Below are 23,241 nucleotides of genomic sequence, written 5' to 3' on the forward strand. Positions count from 1 at the left end.
CCCCCCCCCAGGTGGGGGTTTTTGGGCCGGTGTCGGGCTCTCCAGCACGCTCAGACAACGAATGGAAAACCCAGATTCCTTGCTGGCGAGGCCTCTGTAGACGCTGCCAAGGTTGTATCCCAGTCCCGGATGGAGTCTCGGAAACTGGGTTCAGAGCTGCGGCCATGCACCATCCACTTGAACGGCCAAGGCTGTAAGCAGGGCCTTTCTCACTCGCAGACACCGTCACCGTCATTGTCTGTGATGCAGGTTCGGAAGAGATCGGCGGTGTTCGCGTCCCGGTTCTTGGGCCGCCGCCACTTGGTTCCGCCGTCCCGATCCCATTCGAAGCCGATGCCCTCGCTGACGTGGATACCTCCACCCCCAAAGCCGCTGGCTAAACGCACCTCGAAGTCGAACGAGCCGCCGTAGTCGAAGTCGACCGTGCTGGTGGTGATGGTGTCCCAGGCAGCGTCGTCGAGGACCACCTGCCCGCCCACCTCCAGCAAGATGGTGTCCATGAAGTGCTCTCGGAACGACATCTTGCCGTCGGCGTCGTAGATCTGCCCCGTGTAGACGACAGTCCAGTGCTGCTGCCACGGCCCGTTGGGCTCGGCCCGGTTCGTCCAAGCCGCGTTGGGCCCGCCCTCGAGCACCACCGGCACCACGGTCCCGTCCCCCTCGGTCAACTGGAATTTGGCCCCCAGGGGACATACAGACGGCACGGCGGCCGGGGTGAAGGTCATGTCCGTGACGTTTGCGTTGGTGACGAAGTGGTCGAGGCTGGTCACGGCCTCACCCGCTTCCGTGAAATTCTCGAAGCTAAAGTTCGAAAACAGGGCACCACCGACTTCGTCTCCCCATAAGATGTCGCTGTACTCACCGTAGAGCACGTTGTTCGTGGAAAAATTAGACGGCGGGATGTTGTAGTGCTTCTTTAAGAAGGATGGCGCCGACAAGGACACGGTCGTCCTCTTCGACGAAGCTCGAGCTGCGCTGACGTAGAAGCGCACATCATCCGTCACGGAGTCACCGGGAACTCGTAGTAGGCGAAGCCGCCGACGCCCAGGTCATTGACCAGCCAGGGGATGTCGCCTGCCGCGTCCACCATCGAGACCCAGGTCGCGGTGCTCGCCGACTCTGTGGTGATGACGATCTTTGCATTGACGACGGCGACGTTGGTGATGGTCGCACCGTCCGAGAGCGAGAAGTAGGACTCGGCTCCTGTCTGCAGCGTCATCGCGCCCCCCGTAGCGCCGTAATCGATCTCGAGCGTCGTTGGTGAAGTCCACGTCGCGCTTTGAGGGTTGGGAGCGTCGATGTTCCCAGGGGGCGTCACGCCGTAGATCTCCCGGCTGACGATGCGGCTCATGCGGTCGCCCCACTCGGTATACGCGATGGAGTAGAAGTGACAGCCGTCATGGCCGCTCACGCCCGTGGTGCTCATGCTGGCGGGCACCTTGGGCAACAGGGTCGGCAACTCGCGTTGGACGTTTCGGCTCCAGGTCGGATTGCCGCAACCCGCGCGAATTTGAAACGGAAAGACGCCCTCGACGTTCGGATAGTCCTCGAGCCACGCGGTGTACATCGTCGTCCAGAGGCCGAGATAGGTGTTGTAGGCCATGGTGGTATCCTCCTCACCCTGGTGCCAGAAGATGGCTCGCACAGCGTCTTCGACTCCGGCCTGACGCACACGCCAGAGCAAGCGGCCGTAGATCGTGTCTGGATTCTCGGGGTTGGCGTCATCCCGCAGGTGCTCTGCGACCGGGGTTCCGCCAACCGCTCCGTTGAACACGAGGATCGGGATACCATGTTCATCTTTGAGATTGTTGGCCAATTGAAGTCCCCACTGACCGATCGAGCCAATCCAGGCGCCGGCCTCAGCGACGGCGATATTGAAGCCGTACACGCTCGTCACCGCGGAGCCGCTGGTTCCCCAGCTGCGAACGAAGGTGTTGACCCCATTGTCCGCGGTGTTTTCGTCGTGGTGATCAGGAGCTTGAGCGTTGGACTGCCCGTCGAGCAGAATGGCATCGCCACACACGATGTCCTCGATTTGATCGACGGTGCGAAAGAAATCGTTGCTGTAGGTCCACTCGATGAACACGTCATAGAGCGCCAGCTCTGCGTCGATGGTCTGCGTGATCGAAAACACCGGCGAGGTGCTGCTGCTGGCGCTGTACGCCACGCCATCACGCGTCAGCCGGATGCGCGCCTCGGTGGCGCCACCGGTCAGCTGACCGCTGACCGTGACCTGGCACTTGTTGTTGCCGAGATCCCGTGTCAGAAAATGTAGAGCCCCCGGCGCTTCGGTGACCGTCAAGCCACACGTGGGGCACTCCTCGTCGATCGGGTCGTCACACCAATCAAGCCACGTATAGCCACTGTCAGGGTCGCAGGGACAGGCCAGCCCATCGCCGCTTGAAGCGAGGGTGGTGCAGTTCGCGTTGTTGGCATCACAGAAGGTCAGGGCCCCCACGAATTCGTTGACGCAAAAGTCTGCTGGGCTGTCGATGAGCTCGCCGCCGATGGTCACATTGTCGAAGACGAGCTCCGAGATCATGGCGTCTGCTCGGCCATGGAGCATGTTGGGATGGCCCAAGACGCTGTTGGCTGCGATTTCGATGTTCTTGAAGACGATACCCGTAATGTCCCCTGGCAATCGTTGTTCGTAGAACATGCAGGTGGATGGGCCCTGCCAGGCCCCATTGGCCGCCAGGCAGTTCCACTCGGTGACATTGGCGCAGGTCTCCTCAACGTCATCCCAGGTCCCCCCTCCTTCCAGGCAGTATTTCTCTTCCGAGTCGGAGCTGAAGATCTTGTTGTTGTAGGGATCGCCGGCCTGGGTGAGGATATAGAAGGGCTGAAGGGTGGGAAAGGGGTCGTGAACCTTGATGTTCTGAAAGACCAAACCGGGACCGCCTGGACCTCCACCCTCTGCCCGTATGCTGAAGATGCGACCGCCATTCCAGAGGTCCCAAGCGCCGCGTGAGTAGAGGACATCACTGTCCTCAATCACAACAGTGGGCGCATCCAAGCCACTCGCATGGCAGCCCACTTCGCTGGTACAACCCACGGCGGTCATCAAGAACGCGGTACCGTTTGCGTCGTTCCACATGGTCACACGACTGAACCCGCGTCCACCCACATAGGACGAGTCGTCCTGGGTGCGTATGAAGCTGTCCTCGATCCTCACGTTACCGAAGGGATTGATGCCGTCCCCGTTGGCACGCCAGGTGAATATCTTGACCCAGCGAATATCCGTAGGTTGGGACGGATCGTAGCCTGCATAGAGCATCAAAGAGTGGTGAGCGGAGTCCGCGATGGTAATCCCTTCCACAGATGTATCGTATGCTCCCGCGATGTTGATGGGGTTATGCATCGTCTGGTCGATCAGGGGAGGGGTGGTGTGGAGTGGGTGCGCCAGGCGCGCTCCCGAAAGCGTTCCGGAGCCGAAGATCCGAATGTTGTTACCGTCGTTCCAGTCGTTGTTGCGGAGGGCTCCATAGACCATGGCGTCTCCCGGGAGGTAATAGCTTTTTCCCAGGTGGACGGGAAAACCCGCGCCAATATCGTGGATGCCGGGCTCAAAGTAGAGAATATCCCATCCATCGCCATTGAGGTCGATGCTGGCAAGGTTCGTTCCTCCTGCCTCAACAACCTGAACTCTCTGATCCAGGGGATGCGGCCGATCCTGAAGCGACGGGTTGCTAAAGATGGTGAGGGTGTGAATGGGAGGCCCCTCGTAGCCATAGCCGGTATGCTGACTGTCCATTTGTCCGTCAATATCCACCGTGATTTGCACTGGATCGCTGATGGTAACGAACACTTTGCCACCGACCACCGTAGAGGTGCCCTTGCGCGCGGGATGTACGACACCCGTGGTGATTAGGGTCCCATCCACCCTGGAAATTTCGATCTCAACGGGATGGTTATAGGGCATTTCAAAGTTGATATAGGTGTTTGTCCATCCGGCGAGAGCGTCAAAATAACCGCCATGGCCGAAATCGTCACCACATTGCGCAGCGGGGCTGGGCTGATCTGCGCAATCGTATTTGCACACACCGCTCGCGTGGACACCGGCAGGGTACTGGCAGTACATATTCGTGGCGCAGTCGTTCGAGTGGATGCATGCATCGAGGACGGACGCGCTGCTGCTGCAACTACTGGTGCACAACCCGCTCTTGGCGCCGGTGATGAACGCAAAGGGCGTAAGCCATTCGCTGACGCCTACAGAGCGAAGCCGAAAGCTATAGGTCGGGGACGGCGCCAGCCCGGGCACTGGACCGTCAACGTGGAGGTGATCGTTACCGGAGGGGGCCTGACACGTCGTCCCTCCCGAGCAGATCAGGCCGGACTGACAGTAGGTATTGGCGGCGCTGCAATCGCCGCCCAAGGACACTTCTGTCTGACAGAAGCCCTGGTAGCAAGAAAGCCCCGATGCGCAGACGGTGCTGGCAGCAGAGCAGCTACCGCCGGCAGCCACTTCCATCTGGCAGGTGCCCGCCGTGCACGCCGATCCCACAGGACAGAGGGTGTGGGCGTGTGTGCAATCTCCGCCCAGCGCCTGCGATAAGTGGCAGATATTGGCGCTGCAGACCAGGCCGGAGATGCAGGACGCACTGGCGCAGTCACCGCTGTAGGGCACACCCACTTCCGTGCGGAACACATCGGCCGTGTTCGAATCAGTGTTTTGGGGTTTTTCCCAGTTGGTGCTGCCTGCAGGATCCCATTCGAAGCCGATGCCGTTGGCGACACCGGCACCACCCACACCGTTGTGCAGGCGAAGCTCGAAGCTATGCCAGCCGCCGCCGCCGCAATCTACCGAGCTTGAGGTCTCACTCCACCAGTCGGTATCATCGAGAACCGTTTGGCCACAAACTGTCAGCTTGACGTTGTCGTCGAAGTCCTCGCGGAAAGCCATCTGGCCATCGGCGTCGTAGATCTCTCCCGAGTAGTTGATGGTCCAGTCGGCCTGCCACGGTCCGCTTGGCTCCAGCAGGTCCGTCCACGCCGCGCTGGGCCCCAATGGATCAATTCCTCCCACCGCCCCGGAGTTTGAGCTGACGGTGTCCAGGTTCCCCGGGTTGGGGCTTGTGCTGGTGCCGGAAGGGGCGTCTACGCCGCCGGCCCGCAAGCCCGTCACGTACTGGAGCTCAGTTGGGTCGCCACAATCCCGAGTGAGTCCGTCCGCCTGGTTGATCAGCTGGCAGACGTCGATGGCAACCTCCTCGGCCACGCAGTCGGCGTGGGCCTCTGCGGTGCAGCCGGGCAAGAGGCTGTCGAGATCTAGACCCTCGTCACATTTCGACACGCTCCTGCCGATCCCTCCATTGGCGCCCAGGCACGCCTTGGCAATCTTGCCCTTTTGGTCCGGCTGCGGCGCGTCGCCGCCGCCCTGGCATTGATTCTCGAGTTCTTCGGCACTGTCGACCGACCCGTTCTTGAAAGCCGCTTTCGCACACGAGGTAAATTCCTTGAGGCGGGTCGACTGGCACTTTGTCGCCGCCTTCCACACTTTTTGCTGGCACTTTGCCCCAGCCTTGTCCGTCAACGCCGTCAGGAGAACTCCAGAGTCGAGATCGGCTCCGAAAATGTCGTGAGAGAGTTCAACCGCCTTGGTTGTACCTGCGCCGTTGACCGTCGAGGCATCAGTCGCCGCGTAAGAGGGGAAGCGGCTCACGCCCCCCTTGTCCAGGCCGACGCACGCCTTCTGGAAGTCGGCAATCGTCTTCTGCGTCGCCTTGCCGATCTTTCCTTTTTCGTCGGCGATCGCACAGCCCTCGAGCGTCACGAGAGTGGGATCGGACTTGCTGAGGGGCTTGCCGCTGGCATGGTTCTTCAGGCACCCGGCGATCTGCTTGGCGACGGTCGCGTCGACCTTTGTCATACCCTTGTTCAGACTGCTCACGCATTTCTGCTGGTCCTTGGTGAGTAGCTCGGCGTGGGCGTCGCCGATACCGGCCATGGAGATGGCCGCAAGCGTTACGGTGATGGCGACTAAGATGTTGGTGAGTTTAATGGTAGATCCCCCCCGGCGACCCGCGACCCTACCACCACTGCCGACCTCCTGTCTAGGGGTTCGACCCCCCCAGGTGGGGGTTTTTGGGCCGGTGTCGGGGTCCGAGGGCGTCCCGTCAGAACAGGAACCAACCGGCGATTCCTGCTGCGGGGATAACCGCGACAAGCCCGATCTCGAAACGCACCAGGGCGACGAACGCCACCACCATGATCAGCAACGAAGGCAGGATCGTCGATACGTACTCGGCTACAGGGACCTGGCCCTGCGGCACCGAGTTCCCCAGTATTATGACGCCGGCGACGGCGATCATGCCCACCACGGCCGCTCGAATTCCGCGCAGGGCTCCCTGCGCGCGACGGCTTGCCTTGATGTGGTCAAAAACCTGGGAGGCGGCAATCATCAGTACGGCCGGCGGGCCGAAGATAGCCGCCGTGGCAACCAGCCCGCCGACTATTCCCCAAAGCGGGCCATGTTGTTCCATTGCTACCTTCTGTCCGATGAACGCCGCGCAGATCACGATAGGCCCGGGTGTCATCTGGCTGAAAGCAATACCGTCGTTGAACTCTGCGACGGTCAACCAGCCGGCGTCTGTGACCACCGCGTCCATGATCAGCGGGATGAAGACGTAACCGCCGCCGAACAACAACACGCCTAATCCCCCGAAGGTCAGACCGATCTGGGCGATGCCGTCGGGGTCAAGGGGAGGGGCCGCGAGGTAGAGTCCGGCAAGGGACAGTGGCAGGGCAACCATGGCGAGCAGGCGGGCAACGGGTAACGGTGTCCCAGGAGGCGGCGGAGAATCGTCCGGTTGCAAAAGCGCCATGCCCGCGATCGCTGCACCTGCGAGTATGCCCAGGTTGACCCACAGCTTGATCGATGGGGGCGAAACGAACAGGAGCACCGCTGACCCGACGGCGAGTAACCAGGTGAGGGGTTCCCGTACGCACTTGCCCCACATGCGTAGAACGACACTGAAGATCACTGCCGATACCGCGGGAATCAGGCCGGCAAAAAACCCGTCCAGCACCGCCATGTCCTGTGCGACTCCGAAGTACAGGAAGGTCAGGATCGTAACCAGGACGTAGGTGGGCGTCAGGATGCCCACCACGGAAGCAAGTGCCCCGAGCGATCCGCCGCAGCCATACCCGACGTAAGCCGCCGTGTTTACCGCCTGGGGACCGGGAAGAACGTTGGCAAGCGAGATACCATCGAGCATGTCCTCCTGCTCGATCCAGCCGAGGCGCCGGGCAAACACGTCCTCGACCACGGAGATCACGGCCATGAAGCCGCCAAACGAGACGCAGCCTATCTTGAAGAATTCCCAGCCTAGTCGCAGGGGGTTTTTCCGGCTGGTGGGCGCAGGAGTCATGGTCTCATGCAAAGCGCACGATGAGGTGCTCGGAGATTGCCCACAGGATCCTGACCGCAATGCCGGGGTCGTTCTCTTCGAGCGCGGCGAAATCCTGCCGGCGCAGGTGAAACACCCTGGAAGTTGTCAGCGCCCGCACGGTGGCTGTTCGTGGCTTTCCGGTAATGAAGCCCAGTTCGCCGAACGGCGCGCCGTCGGCCAGGACGGCGATCTCCTCGTCGTCCTGCAGCACTTCGAGTGAACCGGAAATAACGAAGAACAGGTCGTTTGTCGGTTCCTCCTGCCACATCACCGTGTCACCGGGCTCGTAGTGCCGCTCTTCGAGGTAGGCGAGCAGCCGAAGGATCTCGGCGTGGGAGAGCCCCTTGAGGAAGTAGACGCGCTCGGTGAGGAGTGAGAGCTGGTGCTGCCGTCGCTCGAGGTCTTCGCTGTCCATGAAGGCTTTCTGCGATTCCTTGGACCGCCGGTTTTCTTCGTCGAAGCCGGCGAGGTCTTCGGGGGTGAAGACCTGCTCCTGGCCCGGCTGGGTAAAAACACGCTCGTAGCCCAACTGGTCAAGTACGTCTCCGGCGACGGACTCGATGATACGGACAGACTCCTCGCTCATCTCGCGAAGAAATTTGCGCGAGTTGTCTTTCATGACGGGCTGGTCGAGGTTCTGCCATAGTTGGCTCTTGCTGGCCGTGCTCACCGCATCACTGGAATCGTGGAAGCTGAGCATTTCTTCGCGGAACGGGATGTCGAGGAACTTGCAGCAATCGCGAAGAATATTCTCAGGGTTCTCCAACAAGTCCTCGTAGCAGAGGCTGAAGAACCGTTGCGGTCCTATGCGCTCGCGCTCGGACAGGCACATGCGCTGTAGTTCAGCCCATCGCCTGGCAATGTGATACGGATGCTTCTCGCCGATGACGGCCTTGGTGAAGGACAGGGTGACGTCCCTGCCATCCCGGTAGAGGTAAATGTATTTCGGGTCTCCGAAGTAGGCATCCAGCTGGGAAGCGAACTCGATATAGCCCATGCTTTTACAGGCCCACATGTCCTGCCCGTGGGCTTCGGCATAGGTGTCCATTATCGCTCCGAATATGGCCACCAGTGAGCGCTCGCGACAGCGCGATGCGATGTCGGCCCGGTCGAGCGTCTCCAGTGGGTTCCACGGAACGGGATTGCGCTCGATGAGAGCGCAGCAGTCATCGACGAGCTGATGCCAGTTGGAGTCCTTGGAGATGTCGCCGAAAGACGCCACCAGGGGCATCATGCGCGTAAGAACGTGTGCGGGGTGGGGCGCGGCGATTCCTGCCTGCGCGAGCATAAGCCTGAGCAGGTTGGAACCGGATCGCTGCTCACCGACGATGAAGACTGCTTTCATGTTGCGCAACCATTTTTGATTGTCGGCTATAAATCAAGGCCCGCGGTCCGGCCCCCCCCGCGGTGGTACTGGTCGCTGCCTCGGTGTCGCGGCCGCCGCCCAGCCGCCCCACGCCAAGCGTCAGTAGGCGATTTCGAAGCCCGTCCCGCTACGCACGGGGCGCTCGTCGGTTACGACCTCGGCCACACGCGCGGCCGGTGGGCCCTGCCGCGCCCAGGCTACGGCCGACTCCACCGCTTTCGGGTCGCCCTCTATCTCGGCCTCGACGCTGCCGTCGGCAAGGTTGCGCACCCAGCCGGTCACTCCCAACTGTCGGCACCGGTCGGCCATGCAGTAGCGGAATGCCACGCCCTGCACGCGGCCGCTGATGAGCAGGTGCAGGCGCACACGTTCGCCCGTGTTACTTTCACCCGCGTTGCCTCCACCGCTGCCGTTCACCGCAGTGGCAGCTCGCCCTGCTCGCCGGCCGGGTCATCGGGGCCGGCGCTTTCGCCACCCAGCAGGCGCATGAGGCCGTCTTCGTCGAGCACTTCAACTCCCAGTTGCTCGGCCTTGCGAAGCTTGGAGCCCGGGTTTTCGCCGGCAACGAGATAGTCGGTGCGCTTGCTCACCGTGGAGCTCACCGTCGCGCCGGCGGCCTGCACCAGGTCCTTGGCGCGGTTGCGCGCGATCGACAGCGTGCCGGTGAGCACCACCGTCTTGCCCGACAGCGCGCTTGCTTCCGATGTGGCCAAGGTTATTTCGGGAGTCGGACGCAAGCCGGCCGCCACCAGTTCATCGAGCATCGTTCGGTTGGCCGGGTCGGCAAAGAAGGCCAGCAGCGAGGCCGCCATTTCGGGGCCTACCCCGTCTATGTCTACGAGCGCCTGTTCGTCGGCCCGGGCAAGTGCATCGAGGCTGCCGAAGGCGCGGGCAAGCGAGCGCGCTGCGCTCTCGCCCACGTGGCGTATTCCCAGCGCGAAGAGCAGGCGCGACAAGGGACGGTCGCGGCTGCCGTCAATCGCGGTGGCGAGCTTCTCGGCCGATTTTTCGCCCATGCGGTCAAGTGCTGCCACTGCCTCGGTGTCGAGGCGGTAGAGGTCGGCAAAACTCGCCACCATGCCGTTGTCTACGAATACCGCCACCAGCTTTTCGCCCAGGCCGTCTATGTCCATGGCGTTGCGCGAGGCAAAGTGGCGCAGGGTTTCGCGCAGTTGCGCGGGACAGCTGCGGTTGTTGCAGCGGTGGGCTACTTCTCCCTTCTGGCGTTTAATCGGCGAGCGACACGACGGGCACTTGCGCGGCATGCGAAAGCGCTTTTCGCTGCCGTCGCGCTCGTCGGCCAGCGATGAGACCAGCTGGGGGATGACGTCGCCGGCCCGCTCGACTACCACGAGGTCGCCCACGCGTATGTCCTTGCGCCGTATCTCGTCTGTGTTGTGCAGCGAGGCGTTTGATACCACCACGCCGCCCACGTTTACCGGCTCCAGCTCGGCCACCGGCGTTAACGTGCCCAGCCGTCCCACCGACGCGTTGATGGCCAGCAGGCGAGTGGTGGCCTGCCTCGCCTTGAACTTCCACGCCGACGCCCAGCGCGGCGAGCGCGACAGTTCTCCCAGTCGGCGTTGTTGCTCGAGGCTGTCCACCTTGATCACGGCGCCGTCGATGTCGACGTCGAGTTGTTCGCGGTCGCGCTCGAGCTCGCGGCACCAGGACAGTATGGCCGACTGGCCCTGCCTCCGGCGCACGCGCGGGTGCACCAGTACCCCGGCGCGTCCGGCCCAGGCAAGAAAGTCAGAGTGTTTTTCAAAGCCCACCGGTTCGCACACGCCGTGGCTGTGGGCGTAAAAAACCAGTGGCCGCGAGGCGGTGACCGCGGAGTCGAGCTGGCGCAGCGACCCGGCGGCGGCGTTGCGAGGGTTGGCAAACACCGGCTCGCCGGCCTCGTCGCGATCCAGGTTCAGGCGCGCGAAGTCAGCCTTGGCTATCACCACCTCGCCGCGCAGCTCGAGGCGCGCCGGGGGCTCGCGTCCGTCTACGGCGAGCAATTCAATCGGTACGCTGGCCAAGGTGCGCACGTTGGCCGTGACGTCTTCGCCCCTGCGGCCATCGCCGCGGGTACCGGCGGCCAGCAGGCGGCCGTCTTCGTAAAGCAGGTTGACGGCCACGCCGTCAAGCTTGGGCTCGAGCACAAAGTCGCAGCTCTCGCCTGACAGCCCCTTGTCCACGCGCTCGAGAAACTCGCCAAGTTCCTGCTCGTCGAACAGGTTGGCAAGCGACAGCATGGGCCGCAGGTGCGTGAACGGCTCAAAGGATTCGAGCGGCGCAGTACCCGGCCGCTGCGTGGGCGAGCCGGGGTGGCTCAGTCCTGGGTGCTCGGCCTCCAGCTGTTCGAGCTCTCTTAGCAGGCCGTCGTACTCGGCGTCGCTTATCGCGGGGTCGTCGAGCAGGTAGTAGCGCCGGTTGTGCTCTTCGAGCTCGCGGGCCAGCCGGGCGGCGCGCGATGCTGCCGGTCCATCGGCAGAACCGGGCTCGTTGCCGGCGTTGTAATCTTTGCGTGCCACCAGTGTTTTCTACCACGTGCACAGGCAGAATATAGGGCGGCGGGGTGCAGAAAGGGTCGCCACGCTAGGTTCCCGGGGGGTAGAATGAATGGATGTCCACCGCCTTGGCGGGGGAGGGGGTTACATGGCTGGCAATCAAGTGGCAAAGGCGCCTCACGGCATTACGGCTTATTTCCTGAGCCTGGTTTTTCTGGCCTCGGCCGGCCTGGTGCTGGCCACGGCCGGCCCGCCCGCCGGTCCGCCCGCTCCGATGCCGAGCTGGGTCGAATGGCCTGGCGGCGACCACGCTATAACTACCACCGAGGTCACCGTGGAGCAGTATCTCGCCTGCGTTGACGAGGGTGCCTGCGATCCGGCCAACCACCGCGACTGCAACTCGGCCGACCCCGCGCGCGTGTTGCACCCCATGAACTGCGTCAACTGGTTCGGCGCCTCCCAGTACTGCGCCTGGTCGGGCGGACGCTTGTGTGCCGAAGACGAATGGATCGATGCCTGCGGTGGCGCGGGCGAGGGTCGCGGCTGGCCTTACGGCTACGTGTTTGAAAGTGGCAGGTGCAACGTGCAGTCGACCAGCGAGCCGGTAGAAGGGCTCGAGAGGGCCAGCGCCCCGGTGGCCAGCATGCCCGGTTGCGAGGGCGGCCTGGGTGGCTTGTACGACATGGCCGGCAATGTGAGCGAGTGGCTGGCGGCCTGCAAGCAGGACTACTGCAAGTTTCGCGGCGCCGGTTATCTGAGCAACGATCCGGTCGACGTGTTTACCGGTTGTGGCGGCGTGTGTGCGGGCAACAAGAAGCCCTTCATGTCGGGCACGGTCGGGATACGCTGCTGCAGGGATATTACGGCCGGTTAAGCGGTCGAGGCGTCGTCCGTAGCGTCATCGTCCGTAGCGTCGCCGTCCGTAGCGTCGCCGTCCGTAGCGTCGCCGTCCGTAGCGTCATCGGCAGCCGCATCATCGCCATCACTGCTCTCATCAGCCGGCTCATCTCCCGATGCTTCGGCTGAATCCGATGCTTCCGGCGAATCTGGCTGTCCCAACCTGACTACGTTCTCGGCTTGCGGACCCTTGGGGCTGTCGGAGATTTCGAACTCAACCGGTTCGGCCTCCTCGAGCGAGCGAAAGCCGTCTCCGCCTATCGCGGAGAAGTGCACGAATACGTCAACGCCTCCATCCTGCTCGATGAAGCCGTAACCTTTAGCGTTGTTGAACCACTTTACCCGGCCTTGGGGCATACTTTTCCCTGCCGCGGTCGGCGCGATGCTGCGCCGGGCGAACCAGGTGACGCTAGGAGGGCAGACCCCAATTGTCAAGCGGCGGTCAGCTTATGACAGGGGTGTTACTCGGTTCCAGCCGCGTGGCGGGGTGGGGTTCATATGGGCGCTTCATTACAGCAATGACCTTGCCGGCGACCCCCCGCTGAGTGGATACTCCTCCTTGCCCGCAAAGGGCCAAGGAGGTCAAGTAAATGAACAACACAGTAAACAGGACGACAAGCAGGCAGGTGGTGGTTTCGTCGTGCAGACGGGTGTCGCCCGGGCGCAGGTTGCTGCCGGGGCTGGCCATGGCGGTGGGCCTGCTCGCGGTTTCCCTCGTGGCCGTGACACCGGCCGACGCCGTGGCGAAGACCGATATCAACCGGGCTGGCATCGAGCAGCTCATCGAGTTGCCCGGCGTCGGACCGGCCAAGGCCCGTGCCATTGTCGAAGCCCGCGAAGCCTCTCCTTTCAGTAGCGTTGACGATCTCGCCAGGGTGAGCGGCATCGGCCCGGCCACGGTGGATTCGCTGCGCGAGTACGTGATGGTGGCGCCGCCAGGCAAGAAAAAATAGCGGGTCGGTTGACGTGACTTCGACCGCCGGGGTCACGTTGATCGCCGTGTCGGACTGGCGGATAGGCTGGCGGCGAGTCGGGCTGCATGGTATTCAATCCGAATCCGCCGCCAGCCAATAGAGGAGAACGGCTTGTCTGCCGAAGAACAACTCAAAGCACTGTCGCTGTTCATAGCGTCGCGTAACGGCGCGACCGACGTCGACCTGTCTGCCTACCGGGCGCACACCGAGGGCTTCTCGATGGAGACCTTTTCTTTTGACGCCCGCTGGATCGAACCCGGTGGCGAGGTTTTTGATGGCCGCCTCATCGCCAGGGTACAGCCCGAGGCCGGCTTGCTTGAGCCCTACGATCTCAGGCCGCAGGTACTGGCCATGCGGGCAGTTCACGGCACAGTGGCCGTGCCCGAGTTGCTGTGGTTCGAAGAAGGGTCCGAGGTCCTGGGCGCTCCGTTCTACGTGAACCGTTTCGTTGCGGGCGACGTGCCCGTGCCCAGCGAAGGTCCCTCGGGCGAGCTGCCCATAGAAGACCCGCTTGAGCGCGAATCGCTGGCCCGCGATTTTGCGGGCAACCTGGCGGCCCTGCATCGCTTTGACTGGCAGGCAGCCGGGCTCTCGGAACTCGGCGGGCCCGACGGCGTTCCCGAAGACGGCCGCGACGCCGCGCGGCGGGCGGTGGCCAACTGGCGTGGCTACCACGAGCGCTCGCGCGCGGGTGCTGCGCCGATGATGGCGCGCGCTTTCAAGGAGCTCGAGGCGAGGCTGCCCCGGGAATCTCCGCTATGTCTTGTGCACGGTGATTACCGCACCGGAAATTTTCTGCGCGTGGGTGGCCGCATCACCGCTATACTCGACTGGGAAATGACTCACCTGGGCGACCCCATGGAAGACCTGGCCTGGGCCTGTTCGCGTATATGGCGCGGCCAGAGCGACATGCCGGGACTGTTGGTCGAGCGCGAGCGACTGCTCCTCATGTACTCGGAGGCGGGCGGGTTGGACATCGACGAGCAGCGGCTGGCCTTCTACGACCTGCTGGCGGCCGTCAAGATGTCGGCCATCATGACCACGGGCCTGCGCGCCTGGGCCGACGGCCGCACCAACGACGTGCGCATGTTGATGTTTCGCCACCAACTGGCCGGCCTGCAGGTCATCATGGCCGAGTCAGCCGGTGTAGTGGGGGCCTTGAGCTGAGCATGGCGCTGCTCGATCACGAAAAAATCATCGAGGCGCTAGCGGCCACGCTCGAAAACGAGGTGTTGCCGGCACTGGGCCAGGGCCCGGCCCGGCTGCAGCTCTACTCGGTGCTCGACGTGCTGGAAAACCTTTCGGCCTATCTTGAGTGGGGCGGGCAACTGGCCGAACTCGAGGTCGCCGCCTGCCGTCGTGCGGCCAGCCAACTGGCGGGCTTGCTCGAGGGTGAGCTGTCGGCGCGCTGCCGCGACTTTGCCGCGGAGACCGGCGGTGGTGATACCGCGCTCGAAACCGCCCGCACGCTGCTCGTCGATGTCATCGAGAGTCCGGCCTTCGACTCGCCCGAGGTCAGGGCGGCGGTGGATGCCTGTCTTGGAGAGTCCGTGCTCACGGCGGCCATGTTTATGAAGCCGCCGCGACTTACCGAGGTTTCCAAGGGCTGAGCGCCCGGTCTTTCAGCGCGACGAGAAGACCGTACTGCGAGGAAGCCCGAAGAGCTTGATCCAGCGGCTGAAGGTGTCGTCGCTCAAGCGTTGCAGCTTGTCGATGTGCTGCAGCGTGTCGCTGCGTATCTGCTCGGGGTCTATGGCCCCGTTGAGATCGGTTATTTCCTGGCGGTTGTGCGGTACGGTGAGCCACCTTTCGACCATGGGCCTGTCTACTTCGAGGTGAAACTGGAACCCGTAGGCGGTGTCGCCATAACGGAAGGCCTGGTTTTCGCAGTCGGGTGAGCTGGCCAGGTGCACGGCTCCGCTGGGTATGTCGAAGGTATCGCCGTGCCACTGAAAGATGTGCTCGGTGTCCGACATGCCGGCAAACACCGGATCGTCAGCGCCCGCCGGGGTGGGGTTGATCTGGTACCAACCGATTTCTTTGCTGTGGTGCGGTCGCACATCGGCGCCCAGGGCGCGGGCCAGTATCTGCGCGCCAAGGCAGATGCCGAGCACGGGCATGCCCCGCTGCAGGGCTTCGGCCACCAGCTCGACCTCGACGGCCAGGAAGGGGTAGAGGTCCACCTGGTCCACGTTCATGGGTCCACCCAGGACGACCAGCCCGAAGTAACCGTCGAGACTGGGGCGGGCCGCGGGGTCGCGGTCAAAGTTGACGTAGCGTATGCGGAAGCCCGAATCCTTGAGCAGGGGGTTCAGGGTACCCAGCAGCTCATGGGCTACGTGCTGAAAGACGAGTATTTTTCGCATGTGGGAGCGGTGCCTCGAGCACCAGTCTAAGCCTAACACCTGGGGGCGTCCGCGTCAGCCGGCAATGCCGGGGCGCCAGCAGGCCCCGGGCCAACAAGCAGTGCGGCAGGGTGGGGGGCGGTGGCCCGCTCGCGCGAATGCGTTTATGCTCTAGGTTATGCGCGCCCCGGTTGTCAGCCTGTTCCTGCTTGCCTTGCTGTTGCCGGCAGCGTTTCTGCCGGCCTCCCTGGGCCAGGCCCATGCCGCGGCAGCTGCCCAGCTCGAAATTCTCAGTTTCGGCAGCGGCTCGAGCGAGATAAACGTGGTGCTCGACGGCGACAAGCTCTCGATGTTTGCCAACCAGGTATCGGCTGATCTCGTCATGCGTCATCTCAAGGCCGTGGGCGGGCCGACCTACAGCTCGCTTGAGCCCCTGACCCGGCCGATCAACCTGTCGCTGCACGGTGTCACCTGGGAGGCCATGCTGCGCAGGATGCTGATGGGCTACAACCTTTCGTTTCACTACAAGGGCTCGCGGGTGGATCACGTCAGGATACTGCACCTGACCCCGACCCGGCCTTACAAGACCCCGCGCTTGTTGCAGAGCCGTGCCGAGTGGACCCGCCAGGAGCAGGACTCGTTGGAGGCGCGTGCGCGCGCCGTTGCCACAAGCGCCAGGTCGGGCGAGGGCGCCGGCCAGCACTGAAGCCGGCCCGGCGGGCAGTGAACATGACTTTCAGCCGCAACGAAAAACACGTCCTCCAGCTGACAGCGGTCGGCCACTTCGGCGCCCACTTCGCCATGCTTCTTTTTCCGACCGTGGCCGTCGTGATGGCGGCCGAGGAAGGGCTGGCACTGGAGACCGTACTCGGATGGAGCTTTGCCGGTTTCATGCTCTTCGGCGCCGGAGGCCTGCCGGTGGGTTACCTGGCCGATCGCCTGCGCGCTGTCTGGGTGGTGAGGGTGGGGGTGATAGGCCTGGGCCTTGCCGTGATGGCAGTGTCGAGGGCCGACCCGGGCCCGGCCCTGGCCCTGTCGCTGGCCCTGGTCGGTGTGTTCGCCAGCCTCTACCACCCGGCGGGGCTGGGCCTGATCTCGAGAACCGTTGCCGCCCGCGGCGAGGCCCTGGGCATAAACGGAATGTTCGGCAACGTGGGCATAGCCGGCGCGCCGCTGGCAGCCCAGCTGGCTTGCTCGGCCTGGGGCTGGCGCGGTGCCTACCTGGTCTTGGGCGCGGGCCTGCTCGTGATGGGTCTGCTCGTGGCCATGCGCAGTATCAACGAGGCCGCACCGGGTAGCCTGACGGCCGACGACCAGCACGAAAGCGGCGAGCGCAGGCGACTGTTTCTCATACTGCTGGTGGCCATGACGTTCGGTGGCCTGGCCTACCGCGCCAACACCGTGGCCCAGCCGGCCTACTTTGACGCCAGGGTAGGGCAGATGGGCCACGGCGTGGCCACGTCGCTGGTCTACGGGCTGGGCATCCTCGGTCAATGGGCCGGCGGCCGCCTGGCCGATCGCTACGACCTTCGCATTCTTTATCTCTGCTTCCAGGCCCTGGCGCTGCCCTTCGTGTTGCTGATGAGCGTGTTGGCCGGCTTGCCACTGTTGGTCGCGGCGGCTGGCTACGTGTTTTTTGCCATCGGCATGCAGCCCATAGAGAACAGTCTCGTGGCACGCTTCACGCCCGACCGTTGGCGTTGCACGGGCTACGGCCTCAAGTTCTCGGTGGTGTTCGGCATAGGTGCGCTGTCGGTACGCGGGGTGCAGCAGTTTCTCGAGCACGGCACGCTGTCGGGCGTGTTCGTCGCGGTGGGCGGCATCATAGCGCTGCTGGTCTGCGTGGCTGCCTACCTGGCCTGGCGCACGCGTGCGGCACCCATACTCAACTACGCCGCCACCCCGGTGGCCGAACGCCAGTCCGGATAATCAGTTCAGGGAGTAGAGCAGCACGTCCACCGGAAACGAGCCTTCGATGGCATCGGTGCTGGCGCTGGGAAACGAGGGCGGGTCGCCATCGGCGTCCAGCAGGTAAACGTCCACGCGGTCGAGCCCAGCCTGGGCCACGTACAGCACCCCCCGGTTAAGGGCCAGTCGGCTGGTGAACGCCGAGGTGTCGGCCAGCGTAGAAGACCGTGGCAGCAGGTCGGGAAGGCTGCCGTCAGGGTTAACGTCGTATACATCAACACGACCCGAGCTGTACGCGGCGGTGTACATGCGCCGACCGTTGTCCGAAAGGGCCATGTGCGTGTACCACTCCTCGGGGGCAGTCTCGGAGTCGGGCAGGTCGCTGAGCAGCCCCGTGGAGGGGTCCACGTCGTAGGCGTTTACGTTTTCGCCAAACAAGTCGGTGGCGTAGAGTATGCCGTTGCGAATCAGCAGTGCGTCCGAGTCGCCCACGAGCGTCTGTGGAACCTGGGGCTCGGGTTCGGAGGGCAGCCCGCCGCCGGCCTGCAGAAGATAGGTATCTATGCGATCCGTGTTCTGGGCAACGGCGTAGAGAAAACCGTTGGCCATGGCGATGCTGCGGTAGTCGGCCGCGAAACTCGAGACCTCCGAGTGGGGTACGCTGCTCAGCCCACCGAGCGAGTCGAGGCGATAGGCCGCCAGCAGGTTGCGGCGTCTTGCCGCCACGTAGAGGAAGTCGCCCGCCACTATCATTTCCATGTAGCTGGCGCCGGGCTGGATGTCGCTTTCCGACGACGGCTGCGCGGGCAGGCTGCCGTCGGCTGCCAGATTGAGCGAGACCAGCGAGTTGTCCAGGGCCACGTAGAGCACGTCGCCGGCCGCGGTCAGGCGCCTGGGGTTGATCAACGAGGTGCTGCTGAAAGGCAGCGCGTCGGGCAGGCCGTTGGAATCCAGTCGGTAGGCGTCCACGCTGTTGGATTGGGACGAGGCCACGTAGAGTACGGCTGCGCCCTGGTCGCCATCGCCGGGACCCGAGCCGGGCAGCGCAGTAGCCGTGCCGCCACCGGCCCCGCAGCCGCCTGTCAACGCGAGCACGAGCGCCAGGCCCGTGAGCAGGCAGGGCGAGGGTGTCAGCGGGCGGGTTGCACACGAACCAGACATGGAACAGAAGGAGTAACCGACGCGGCCCAAGGTGTCCAGCAGGCGCCGCGAATCACGACATGAGACAAGGAGCACCAGACGCCCGAGATTGGAATACCCTGCTGGTGCTGCGTGAGCGTCGCCTGGCGGGCCTGTTGAATAAGCTGCGCCCGCTGGGACGGTTTCGTACCTCGGGCTACCCCCGTGTCCTGCTCGGCATGGTGGACGACAAGGGCCACGACAGCGCGCCCGGCAACGAGGATCGCGATGGCAACGGCGATCGAATAGCCCGCGTGGTGGATTTTTTCGAACAGAACCCCGAGCTGGCTACCGAACTGCAGCGCGTGGTGCCCGTGGAGGCCTCGCCGCTTTTTGAACGCGACGACGTGACCGAGACTTTGTGCGTGGCCATGCACGACAAGGGGGTCGAGCTCGCCGGTCGGAGTTTTCACGTCAGGGCTCACCTGCGCGGGCTCAAGGGACGGCAGGAGACCACCGCCGTGGAGGGCGCACTGGGAGAGTTCCTGCTCGAGAGGGCCGAGTCCGGCGGCAGCGCGGCGACAGTGACCTTCGGCGATCCCGATGTCGTGGTCGCTGTCGAGGTGGCCGGAAGGCGCGCGGGCTACGCGTTTTTTGAGAGGGAGCAGCGCGCGTTGCCCCTGTTGTGGAAGGCCTGACGGCCTGGCCAGTACTCAGGGAGCCAGCTGTACCTTCACCGATCCGCTGGACTTGTCGCTGGCGCATTCAAAAGCGGCCTGTGCCTGCTCGAGCGGAAAGGTATGCGTCACCAGGGCACTCATGTCCGAAGAACGCTCGTCCAGCATCTCTATCGCCACGTCAAAATCCGAACGGTCGCCCGGCCGGTTGTAGACCATGGCGGCGGTGATGGTCACTTCTTTCATCAGCGCCGTCATCGGGTTGAACGCGGGTGCGTGGTCGAACACTCCCACCATGACAATCCTGCCACCGGGTGCCACGGCTTCTACCGAATCGGCCAGCGTGTCGGCCGAACCGCCCACGGTCTCGATGACCACGTCGGGTTTGACGGTAGACGAGGTGACACGGGTGGGGTCAATAACTTCGTTGCAACCCAGTGCAAGCGCCAGTTCTTTCTGGGCCGGGTAGCGGGCCGATACAGCCACGTGACGCGCGCCCAGTTGGCGGGCGGCCACAATGCTCAGCAGCCCAATGCTGCCCGCTCCGAGCACGAGCACGTTTGAATCCTCGCCTATGCCTCCCAGGCGAGCGGCGTGCACGCACACGGCGGTGGGTTCGACCAGGGCGCCCAGCGAATCGTCCACGCTGTCGGGCAGCGAGTACAGGCATTCGGCTGGAGCGAGCACGCGGTCGGCCATGCCCCCCGCGGCGGTTATGCCAAGCAGGCCAAGCCGTGGGCACAGGTGGTAATCGCCGCGCAGGCAGGCGGCGCAGGCGCCGCACCTGAGCAGCGGCTCGACGGCCACGCGTTGGCCGCTGTGAAGTCCTTCGACGCCGTCGCCCAGTGACTCGATCTCGCCGCACATTTCGTGTCCCGGGCACACGGCGGGCGTGGGTCCGTTGCCGTGGAACCAGTGCAGGTCACTGCCGCACACGCCGCAGCGAGACACCCTGAGCGCCACCTGCCCCGGGCCCGGCGCGAGGTCGTCGCTTTCGTGCAGCTCCAACTTGCCCGGCGCTGTAGCTTTCACTCGGCGCGACATGCCTCAGTTAAGTTCCTTGCTCGAGTAGCCCAGTATCGAGCGGGCCACGATCATCAGGTTGATCTGCTGCGTGCCCTCGAAGATGTCGTTGATCTTCGCGTCACGCATCCATTTCTCGAGCAGGTTTTTGCGCGAGTAGCCCAGTGGCCCGAGCAGCTCGACAGCCTTCTGGGTGATGAGTGTCACCGCCAGGCCCGCCTTGGACTTGCACATGGATGCCTCGCGGCTGTTGCGCTCGCCGCGGTCCATCATGTTACAGGCTCTCCAGGTCAGCAGCCGGGCTGCCTGCAGCTGCGACTGCATGTTGATGACTTCTTTTTCGAGCACGGTCATTTCGCGCGTACCCGCCTCGTAGCGAATCTCGATGCCGGCCTCGACGAGCGCGTCGGTGACGAAGTCTATCGCCGCCTGGGCTATGCCCAGAGCGCTGGCCGCCACTATGGGGCGGGTGGCGTCAAAAGTAGCCATGACTCCCTTGAAACCCTCGTGGCCCTTGTCCGAAATGTCGGCCGACCCCAGGAGATTGTCCGCGGGAATGCGGGCGTCTTCGAGCCTGATGGCGGCGGTGTCCGACGCGCGTATGCCCATCTTGTGCTCCAGCTTGTCGACGGTTACGCCCGGCGTGCCGGCGGGCACGATGAAGGACTTGATCGCGGCGCGCCCCTTCGATGCATCGAGAGTCGCCCACACGACCACGAAGCCGTCTGAGTCTTCGAGTGCGCGCTTACCCGAGGTGCAGAAGATCTTGGTGCCGTTGAGCACCCACTCGTCGCCGTCGCGCACCGCCGTGGTGGCCACCTGCTTGGAATCCGAGCCGAAATGCGGCTCGGTAATAGCCATTGCAGCCCAGCGGGGCTTGCCCGAATGAAAGTCGCCCAGGAAGCGCTTTTTCTGCTCGGGGGTGCCCGCCGCGTTGACCGCGGCGCCACCCAGGGCGGGGTTGGGGATGGAAAGATATAAGCCGGCGTCGCCCCAGGAGAGTTCTTCGATTTGTATGGCGGCTATCAGGGTCCGCTCTGACGGGCCCTTTTTCTTGTTTTCCGCGTCGCCGGAAATCTGCGCATCCGCAGGACTCGCGGAGCTGAACTCCCACATGGTGTTGAAAAAATCCCACGCGTCGCTGTGCTCGTTCTCGTCGAATTCACGAGAGATGGGCCGCATCATGTTTTCGGCCACCGCGTGTATGAGCTCGCGTCGTTGCAGGGCTGTCTCTGAAAGTGAAAAATCCATGTCGTTGTCTCCTCGTGTTTTTCTGCTGTCAGGCCGTGCCTGTTCAGACCGATGCCAGGCCCTCAAATATTGCGAAGCCGCGTCCGTTGCGGGCCCACAGTTCTACCGGATGGTCACGTATGAAGCCGTGACCGCCGAGCACCTGCACTCCATTGTCGGTAACCATCATCACCGCGTCGGCGGAGTAGCTCCTCGCGATAGACACCTCGCGCACCACGTCGCCACCCGAGTCGAGTTTCCACGCGGCTTCCTGGCCGAGCAGGCGGGCGGCGTCGACCTCTATCGCCATCTCGGCGAGCATGAAGGCGATGGCCTGTTTCTGGGCGATCATGGTTCCAAAGGCTTCGCGTTCCTTGGCGTAGTCGCAGGCGTATTCGAGCGACGCCTTGCCCACTCCAACCGCCATGGCCGACTGGGCCACGCGACAGCGACGGATGAGGTCCGAGGCGTCGCCTCCCAGGCGCATCGATGCCGGTACGCGGCAGTCCTTGAAGTGGATCTCGCGGGTGTCGAGCGCGTTGAGGCCCAGGTTTTTCTCGCGCTCGCTTATCTCGAGGCCCGGCGTGCCGGCGCGCACGGCCAGCGCGGCGATGCCGTTGTCGGCGGCCGCGTAGGCGATTATCCACGGCGACGCCGCTGCCAGCGCGACCTGGCATTTATCGCCGTTTATAACGTAGTCGTCGCCGTCGAGCACGGCGGTGGTCTTGAGGTCGAAGGCGCTGTTTCCCCAGCCGGGCTCCAGCAGGGCGGCAGACCCGGGGGTGAATTCTTCGCCCGTGTAGTCCGACAGTATCTCGGCCTGCTGCTGCTCGTTGCCCAGCAGTACCACCGGGTCGATGACCAGGCGTGGACTCAACACGTGGGCGGCTATCGAGAGGTCGCCCTCGGCCAGTGCCTCGGCGATAATGGTGCCGGTGATGGCCGACGGCTCCTGGCCGAAGCCGCCGCAGGCCTCGGGTATGGTGGCCTGCGCGAGTCCGAGCTCCCAGGCTTCCTGGGCCAGCGCGGGGGGAACCTCGCCGCTCTCGTCGGCCTCGTGACCGGCTGGTCGCAGGCGCTCGCGTGCAAAGGCCGCGACCGTGTCGCGTATGAGTTGCTGTTCTTCGTCGAGGTGAAAATCGATCATCTGCTTTCTCCGTTTTCTTGTAGTGAGTCCGCGCGGGCACCGCTGAGCGATACGAGGAGGGTATCGATGTAGTGACCGAGGGCGTCGTGTATGCAGAAACTGTCTGGGTCCTGGTAGTACTGGATCTCCGCTCCGAGAACGGCGCTGGTGTAGGCCGAGGCCACACGCTCGGGGTCTACGTCGGCACGAAACAGTTCCTGCCGCTGTCCCCGTCGTATGAGCCCGGCAAGGAAGCGCCTGAATCCCCTCATGGTGGACCGCAGTTGGTCCGAAACCTGCTCGTTGGTGTCGATGCTCTCGATCATGAGGGTTATCAGGAACCTGGGGTGGTCTTTGGACATCGCGTGGTCCTGGCACACGTGGGCGATGCTGCGCAGGGCCTCGTCGGCGGCCAGGCCGTCGCAACTGGTTTGCACTCTTTGCTCAAACTCGGCGATGCGGTCGAGCACCGTGGCCGCGAGCAGGTCCTGCTTATCGCGAAAGTGGTAGTAGATCGCCCCCTTGGTGACACCCGCGCTGCGGGCGATGCGATCTATCGAGGATCCCGCGTAGCCGTAGCGCGAAAAACAGTCGGCGGCGGTGGCCAGCAATTCGCTGCGCGACCTTCCTTCCTTGGCCAATCCGTTGCTTGTCGGCGACATACCGAACGTTTAGTATTATTGCTGC

The 23,241-nt window shown here is 63.7% G+C and carries 19 protein-coding genes and 1 pseudogene; 7 read left to right on the forward strand and 13 right to left on the reverse strand.

Annotation, left to right across the window (positions count from 1 at the left end; all coding sequences use genetic code 11):
* Positions 1 to 209 precede the first annotated feature (209 nt).
* The 6 genes from EYQ35_02875 to ligA all read right to left on the reverse strand — a co-directional run bounded on the left by EYQ35_02875 (position 210) and on the right by ligA (position 11,204).
* Entirely contained in the window at positions 210 to 1,004 is a 795-nt protein-coding gene (locus EYQ35_02875) for a hypothetical protein (protein ID HIF63085.1), read from the reverse strand.
* Positions 1,001 to 5,947, reverse strand: coding sequence for a hypothetical protein (locus EYQ35_02880; protein HIF63086.1), 4,947 nt, complete (start codon positions 5,945 to 5,947; stop codon positions 1,001 to 1,003). The genes EYQ35_02875 and EYQ35_02880 overlap by 4 nt, the downstream gene beginning before the upstream one ends.
* Positions 5,948 to 6,116: 169 nt before the next feature.
* Positions 6,117 to 7,370 carry a chromate efflux transporter gene (gene chrA, locus EYQ35_02885; protein HIF63087.1) on the reverse strand — a complete coding sequence of 418 codons (1,254 nt, stop codon included), beginning with the start codon at positions 7,368 to 7,370 and terminating at the stop codon, positions 6,117 to 6,119.
* A 4-nt stretch (positions 7,371 to 7,374) separates the two neighbouring features.
* Entirely contained in the window at positions 7,375 to 8,736 is a 1,362-nt protein-coding gene (locus EYQ35_02890; GenBank protein ID HIF63088.1) for a cyclic nucleotide-binding domain-containing protein, read from the reverse strand.
* A 120-nt stretch (positions 8,737 to 8,856) separates the two neighbouring features.
* Complete coding sequence (locus tag EYQ35_02895; protein ID HIF63089.1) at positions 8,857 to 9,174, reverse strand: acylphosphatase; 318 nt, start codon at positions 9,172 to 9,174, stop codon at positions 8,857 to 8,859.
* The gene (gene ligA / locus EYQ35_02900; GenBank protein ID HIF63090.1) at positions 9,171 to 11,204 is read right to left on the reverse strand and encodes an NAD-dependent DNA ligase LigA; all 2,034 of its coding nucleotides are present in this window, start codon (positions 11,202 to 11,204) and stop codon (positions 9,171 to 9,173) included. The genes EYQ35_02895 and ligA overlap by 4 nt, the downstream gene beginning before the upstream one ends.
* Positions 11,205 to 11,367: 163 nt before the next feature.
* On the opposite strand from ligA, the gene EYQ35_02905 reads away from it, so the two are divergent.
* Positions 11,368 to 12,129, forward strand: coding sequence for a hypothetical protein (locus EYQ35_02905; protein HIF63091.1), 762 nt, complete (start codon positions 11,368 to 11,370; stop codon positions 12,127 to 12,129).
* Positions 12,130 to 12,311: 182 nt separating this feature from the next.
* Here the strand turns inward: EYQ35_02905 and EYQ35_02910 are convergent.
* Positions 12,312 to 12,509 (reverse strand): annotated as a pseudogene (locus EYQ35_02910) (cold shock domain-containing protein).
* Positions 12,510 to 12,838: 329 nt separating this feature from the next.
* On the opposite strand from EYQ35_02910, the gene EYQ35_02915 reads away from it, so the two are divergent.
* From EYQ35_02915 to EYQ35_02925, 3 genes are all read left to right on the forward strand, one after another.
* On the forward strand, positions 12,839 to 13,105 hold the full coding sequence (locus tag EYQ35_02915; GenBank protein HIF63092.1) for a helix-hairpin-helix domain-containing protein: 267 nt from the start codon (positions 12,839 to 12,841) through the stop codon (positions 13,103 to 13,105).
* A 132-nt stretch (positions 13,106 to 13,237) separates the two neighbouring features.
* Positions 13,238 to 14,293: a phosphotransferase family protein gene (locus tag EYQ35_02920; protein HIF63093.1), complete on the forward strand. Its 1,056-nt coding sequence runs from the start codon at positions 13,238 to 13,240 to the stop codon at positions 14,291 to 14,293.
* Positions 14,294 to 14,295: 2 nt separating this feature from the next.
* Positions 14,296 to 14,736, forward strand: coding sequence for a hypothetical protein (locus EYQ35_02925; protein ID HIF63094.1), 441 nt, complete (start codon positions 14,296 to 14,298; stop codon positions 14,734 to 14,736).
* Positions 14,737 to 14,748: 12 nt separating this feature from the next.
* Here the strand turns inward: EYQ35_02925 and EYQ35_02930 are convergent, their stop codons facing one another.
* Positions 14,749 to 15,492 carry a type 1 glutamine amidotransferase gene (locus EYQ35_02930; GenBank protein ID HIF63095.1) on the reverse strand — a complete coding sequence of 248 codons (744 nt, stop codon included), beginning with the start codon at positions 15,490 to 15,492 and terminating at the stop codon, positions 14,749 to 14,751.
* Positions 15,493 to 15,649: 157 nt separating this feature from the next.
* On the opposite strand from EYQ35_02930, the gene EYQ35_02935 reads away from it, so the two are divergent.
* On the forward strand, positions 15,650 to 16,177 hold the full coding sequence (locus EYQ35_02935; protein HIF63096.1) for a hypothetical protein: 528 nt from the start codon (positions 15,650 to 15,652) through the stop codon (positions 16,175 to 16,177).
* Positions 16,178 to 16,194: 17 nt separating this feature from the next.
* Entirely contained in the window at positions 16,195 to 17,400 is a 1,206-nt protein-coding gene (locus EYQ35_02940; protein HIF63097.1) for an MFS transporter, read from the forward strand.
* On the opposite strand, the gene EYQ35_02945 is transcribed toward EYQ35_02940, so the two are convergent.
* A complete protein-coding gene (locus tag EYQ35_02945; protein HIF63098.1) occupies positions 17,401 to 18,615 on the reverse strand; it encodes a hypothetical protein in 1,215 nt (404 codons plus the stop codon).
* Between EYQ35_02945 and EYQ35_02950 the strand changes: the two genes are divergently transcribed.
* A complete protein-coding gene (locus EYQ35_02950) occupies positions 18,600 to 19,196 on the forward strand; it encodes a hypothetical protein (protein HIF63099.1) in 597 nt (198 codons plus the stop codon). The genes EYQ35_02945 and EYQ35_02950 overlap by 16 nt on opposite strands.
* A gap of 15 nt (positions 19,197 to 19,211) precedes the next feature.
* Here EYQ35_02950 and EYQ35_02955 read toward each other — a convergent pair whose 3' ends face one another.
* From EYQ35_02955 to EYQ35_02970, 4 genes are read right to left on the reverse strand one after another with little or no spacing between them, the layout of a single operon-like run.
* On the reverse strand, positions 19,212 to 20,219 hold the full coding sequence (locus EYQ35_02955; protein ID HIF63100.1) for a hypothetical protein: 1,008 nt from the start codon (positions 20,217 to 20,219) through the stop codon (positions 19,212 to 19,214).
* A gap of 3 nt (positions 20,220 to 20,222) precedes the next feature.
* Positions 20,223 to 21,449: an acyl-CoA dehydrogenase gene (locus EYQ35_02960; GenBank protein HIF63101.1), complete on the reverse strand. Its 1,227-nt coding sequence runs from the start codon at positions 21,447 to 21,449 to the stop codon at positions 20,223 to 20,225.
* 43 nt (positions 21,450 to 21,492) lie between these two features.
* On the reverse strand, positions 21,493 to 22,575 hold the full coding sequence (locus EYQ35_02965) for an acyl-CoA dehydrogenase (protein HIF63102.1): 1,083 nt from the start codon (positions 22,573 to 22,575) through the stop codon (positions 21,493 to 21,495).
* Positions 22,572 to 23,216, reverse strand: a complete 645-nt coding sequence (locus tag EYQ35_02970; GenBank protein HIF63103.1) for a TetR/AcrR family transcriptional regulator — start codon at positions 23,214 to 23,216, stop codon at positions 22,572 to 22,574. Before EYQ35_02970 ends, EYQ35_02965 begins: the two co-directional genes overlap by 4 nt.
* Positions 23,217 to 23,241 lie beyond the last annotated feature (25 nt).

This window comes from Candidatus Binatota bacterium, from assembly GCA_012960245.1.
Taxonomy (GTDB): Bacteria; Desulfobacterota; Binatia; order UBA1149; family UBA1149; genus UBA1149.

Coding starts and splice junctions, on each gene's coding strand:
- EYQ35_02905 (HIF63091.1), top strand. CDS start 11,368: ATGGATGTCCACCGCCTTGGCGGGGGAGGGGGTTACATGGCTGGCAAT.
- EYQ35_02955 (HIF63100.1), bottom strand. CDS start 20,219: ATGTCGCGCCGAGTGAAAGCTACAGCGCCGGGCAAGTTGGAGCTGCAC.
- EYQ35_02925 (HIF63094.1), top strand. CDS start 14,296: ATGGCGCTGCTCGATCACGAAAAAATCATCGAGGCGCTAGCGGCCACG.
- EYQ35_02960 (HIF63101.1), bottom strand. CDS start 21,449: ATGGATTTTTCACTTTCAGAGACAGCCCTGCAACGACGCGAGCTCATA.
- EYQ35_02880 (HIF63086.1), bottom strand. CDS start 5,947: ATGGCCGGTATCGGCGACGCCCACGCCGAGCTACTCACCAAGGACCAG.
- EYQ35_02950 (HIF63099.1), top strand. CDS start 18,600: ATGAGACAAGGAGCACCAGACGCCCGAGATTGGAATACCCTGCTGGTG.
- EYQ35_02915 (HIF63092.1), top strand. CDS start 12,839: ATGGCGGTGGGCCTGCTCGCGGTTTCCCTCGTGGCCGTGACACCGGCC.
- EYQ35_02965 (HIF63102.1), bottom strand. CDS start 22,575: ATGATCGATTTTCACCTCGACGAAGAACAGCAACTCATACGCGACACG.
- EYQ35_02930 (HIF63095.1), bottom strand. CDS start 15,492: ATGCGAAAAATACTCGTCTTTCAGCACGTAGCCCATGAGCTGCTGGGT.
- EYQ35_02970 (HIF63103.1), bottom strand. CDS start 23,216: ATGTCGCCGACAAGCAACGGATTGGCCAAGGAAGGAAGGTCGCGCAGC.
- EYQ35_02890 (HIF63088.1), bottom strand. CDS start 8,736: ATGAAAGCAGTCTTCATCGTCGGTGAGCAGCGATCCGGTTCCAACCTG.
- EYQ35_02935 (HIF63096.1), top strand. CDS start 15,650: ATGCGCGCCCCGGTTGTCAGCCTGTTCCTGCTTGCCTTGCTGTTGCCG.
- chrA (HIF63087.1), bottom strand. CDS start 7,370: ATGACTCCTGCGCCCACCAGCCGGAAAAACCCCCTGCGACTAGGCTGG.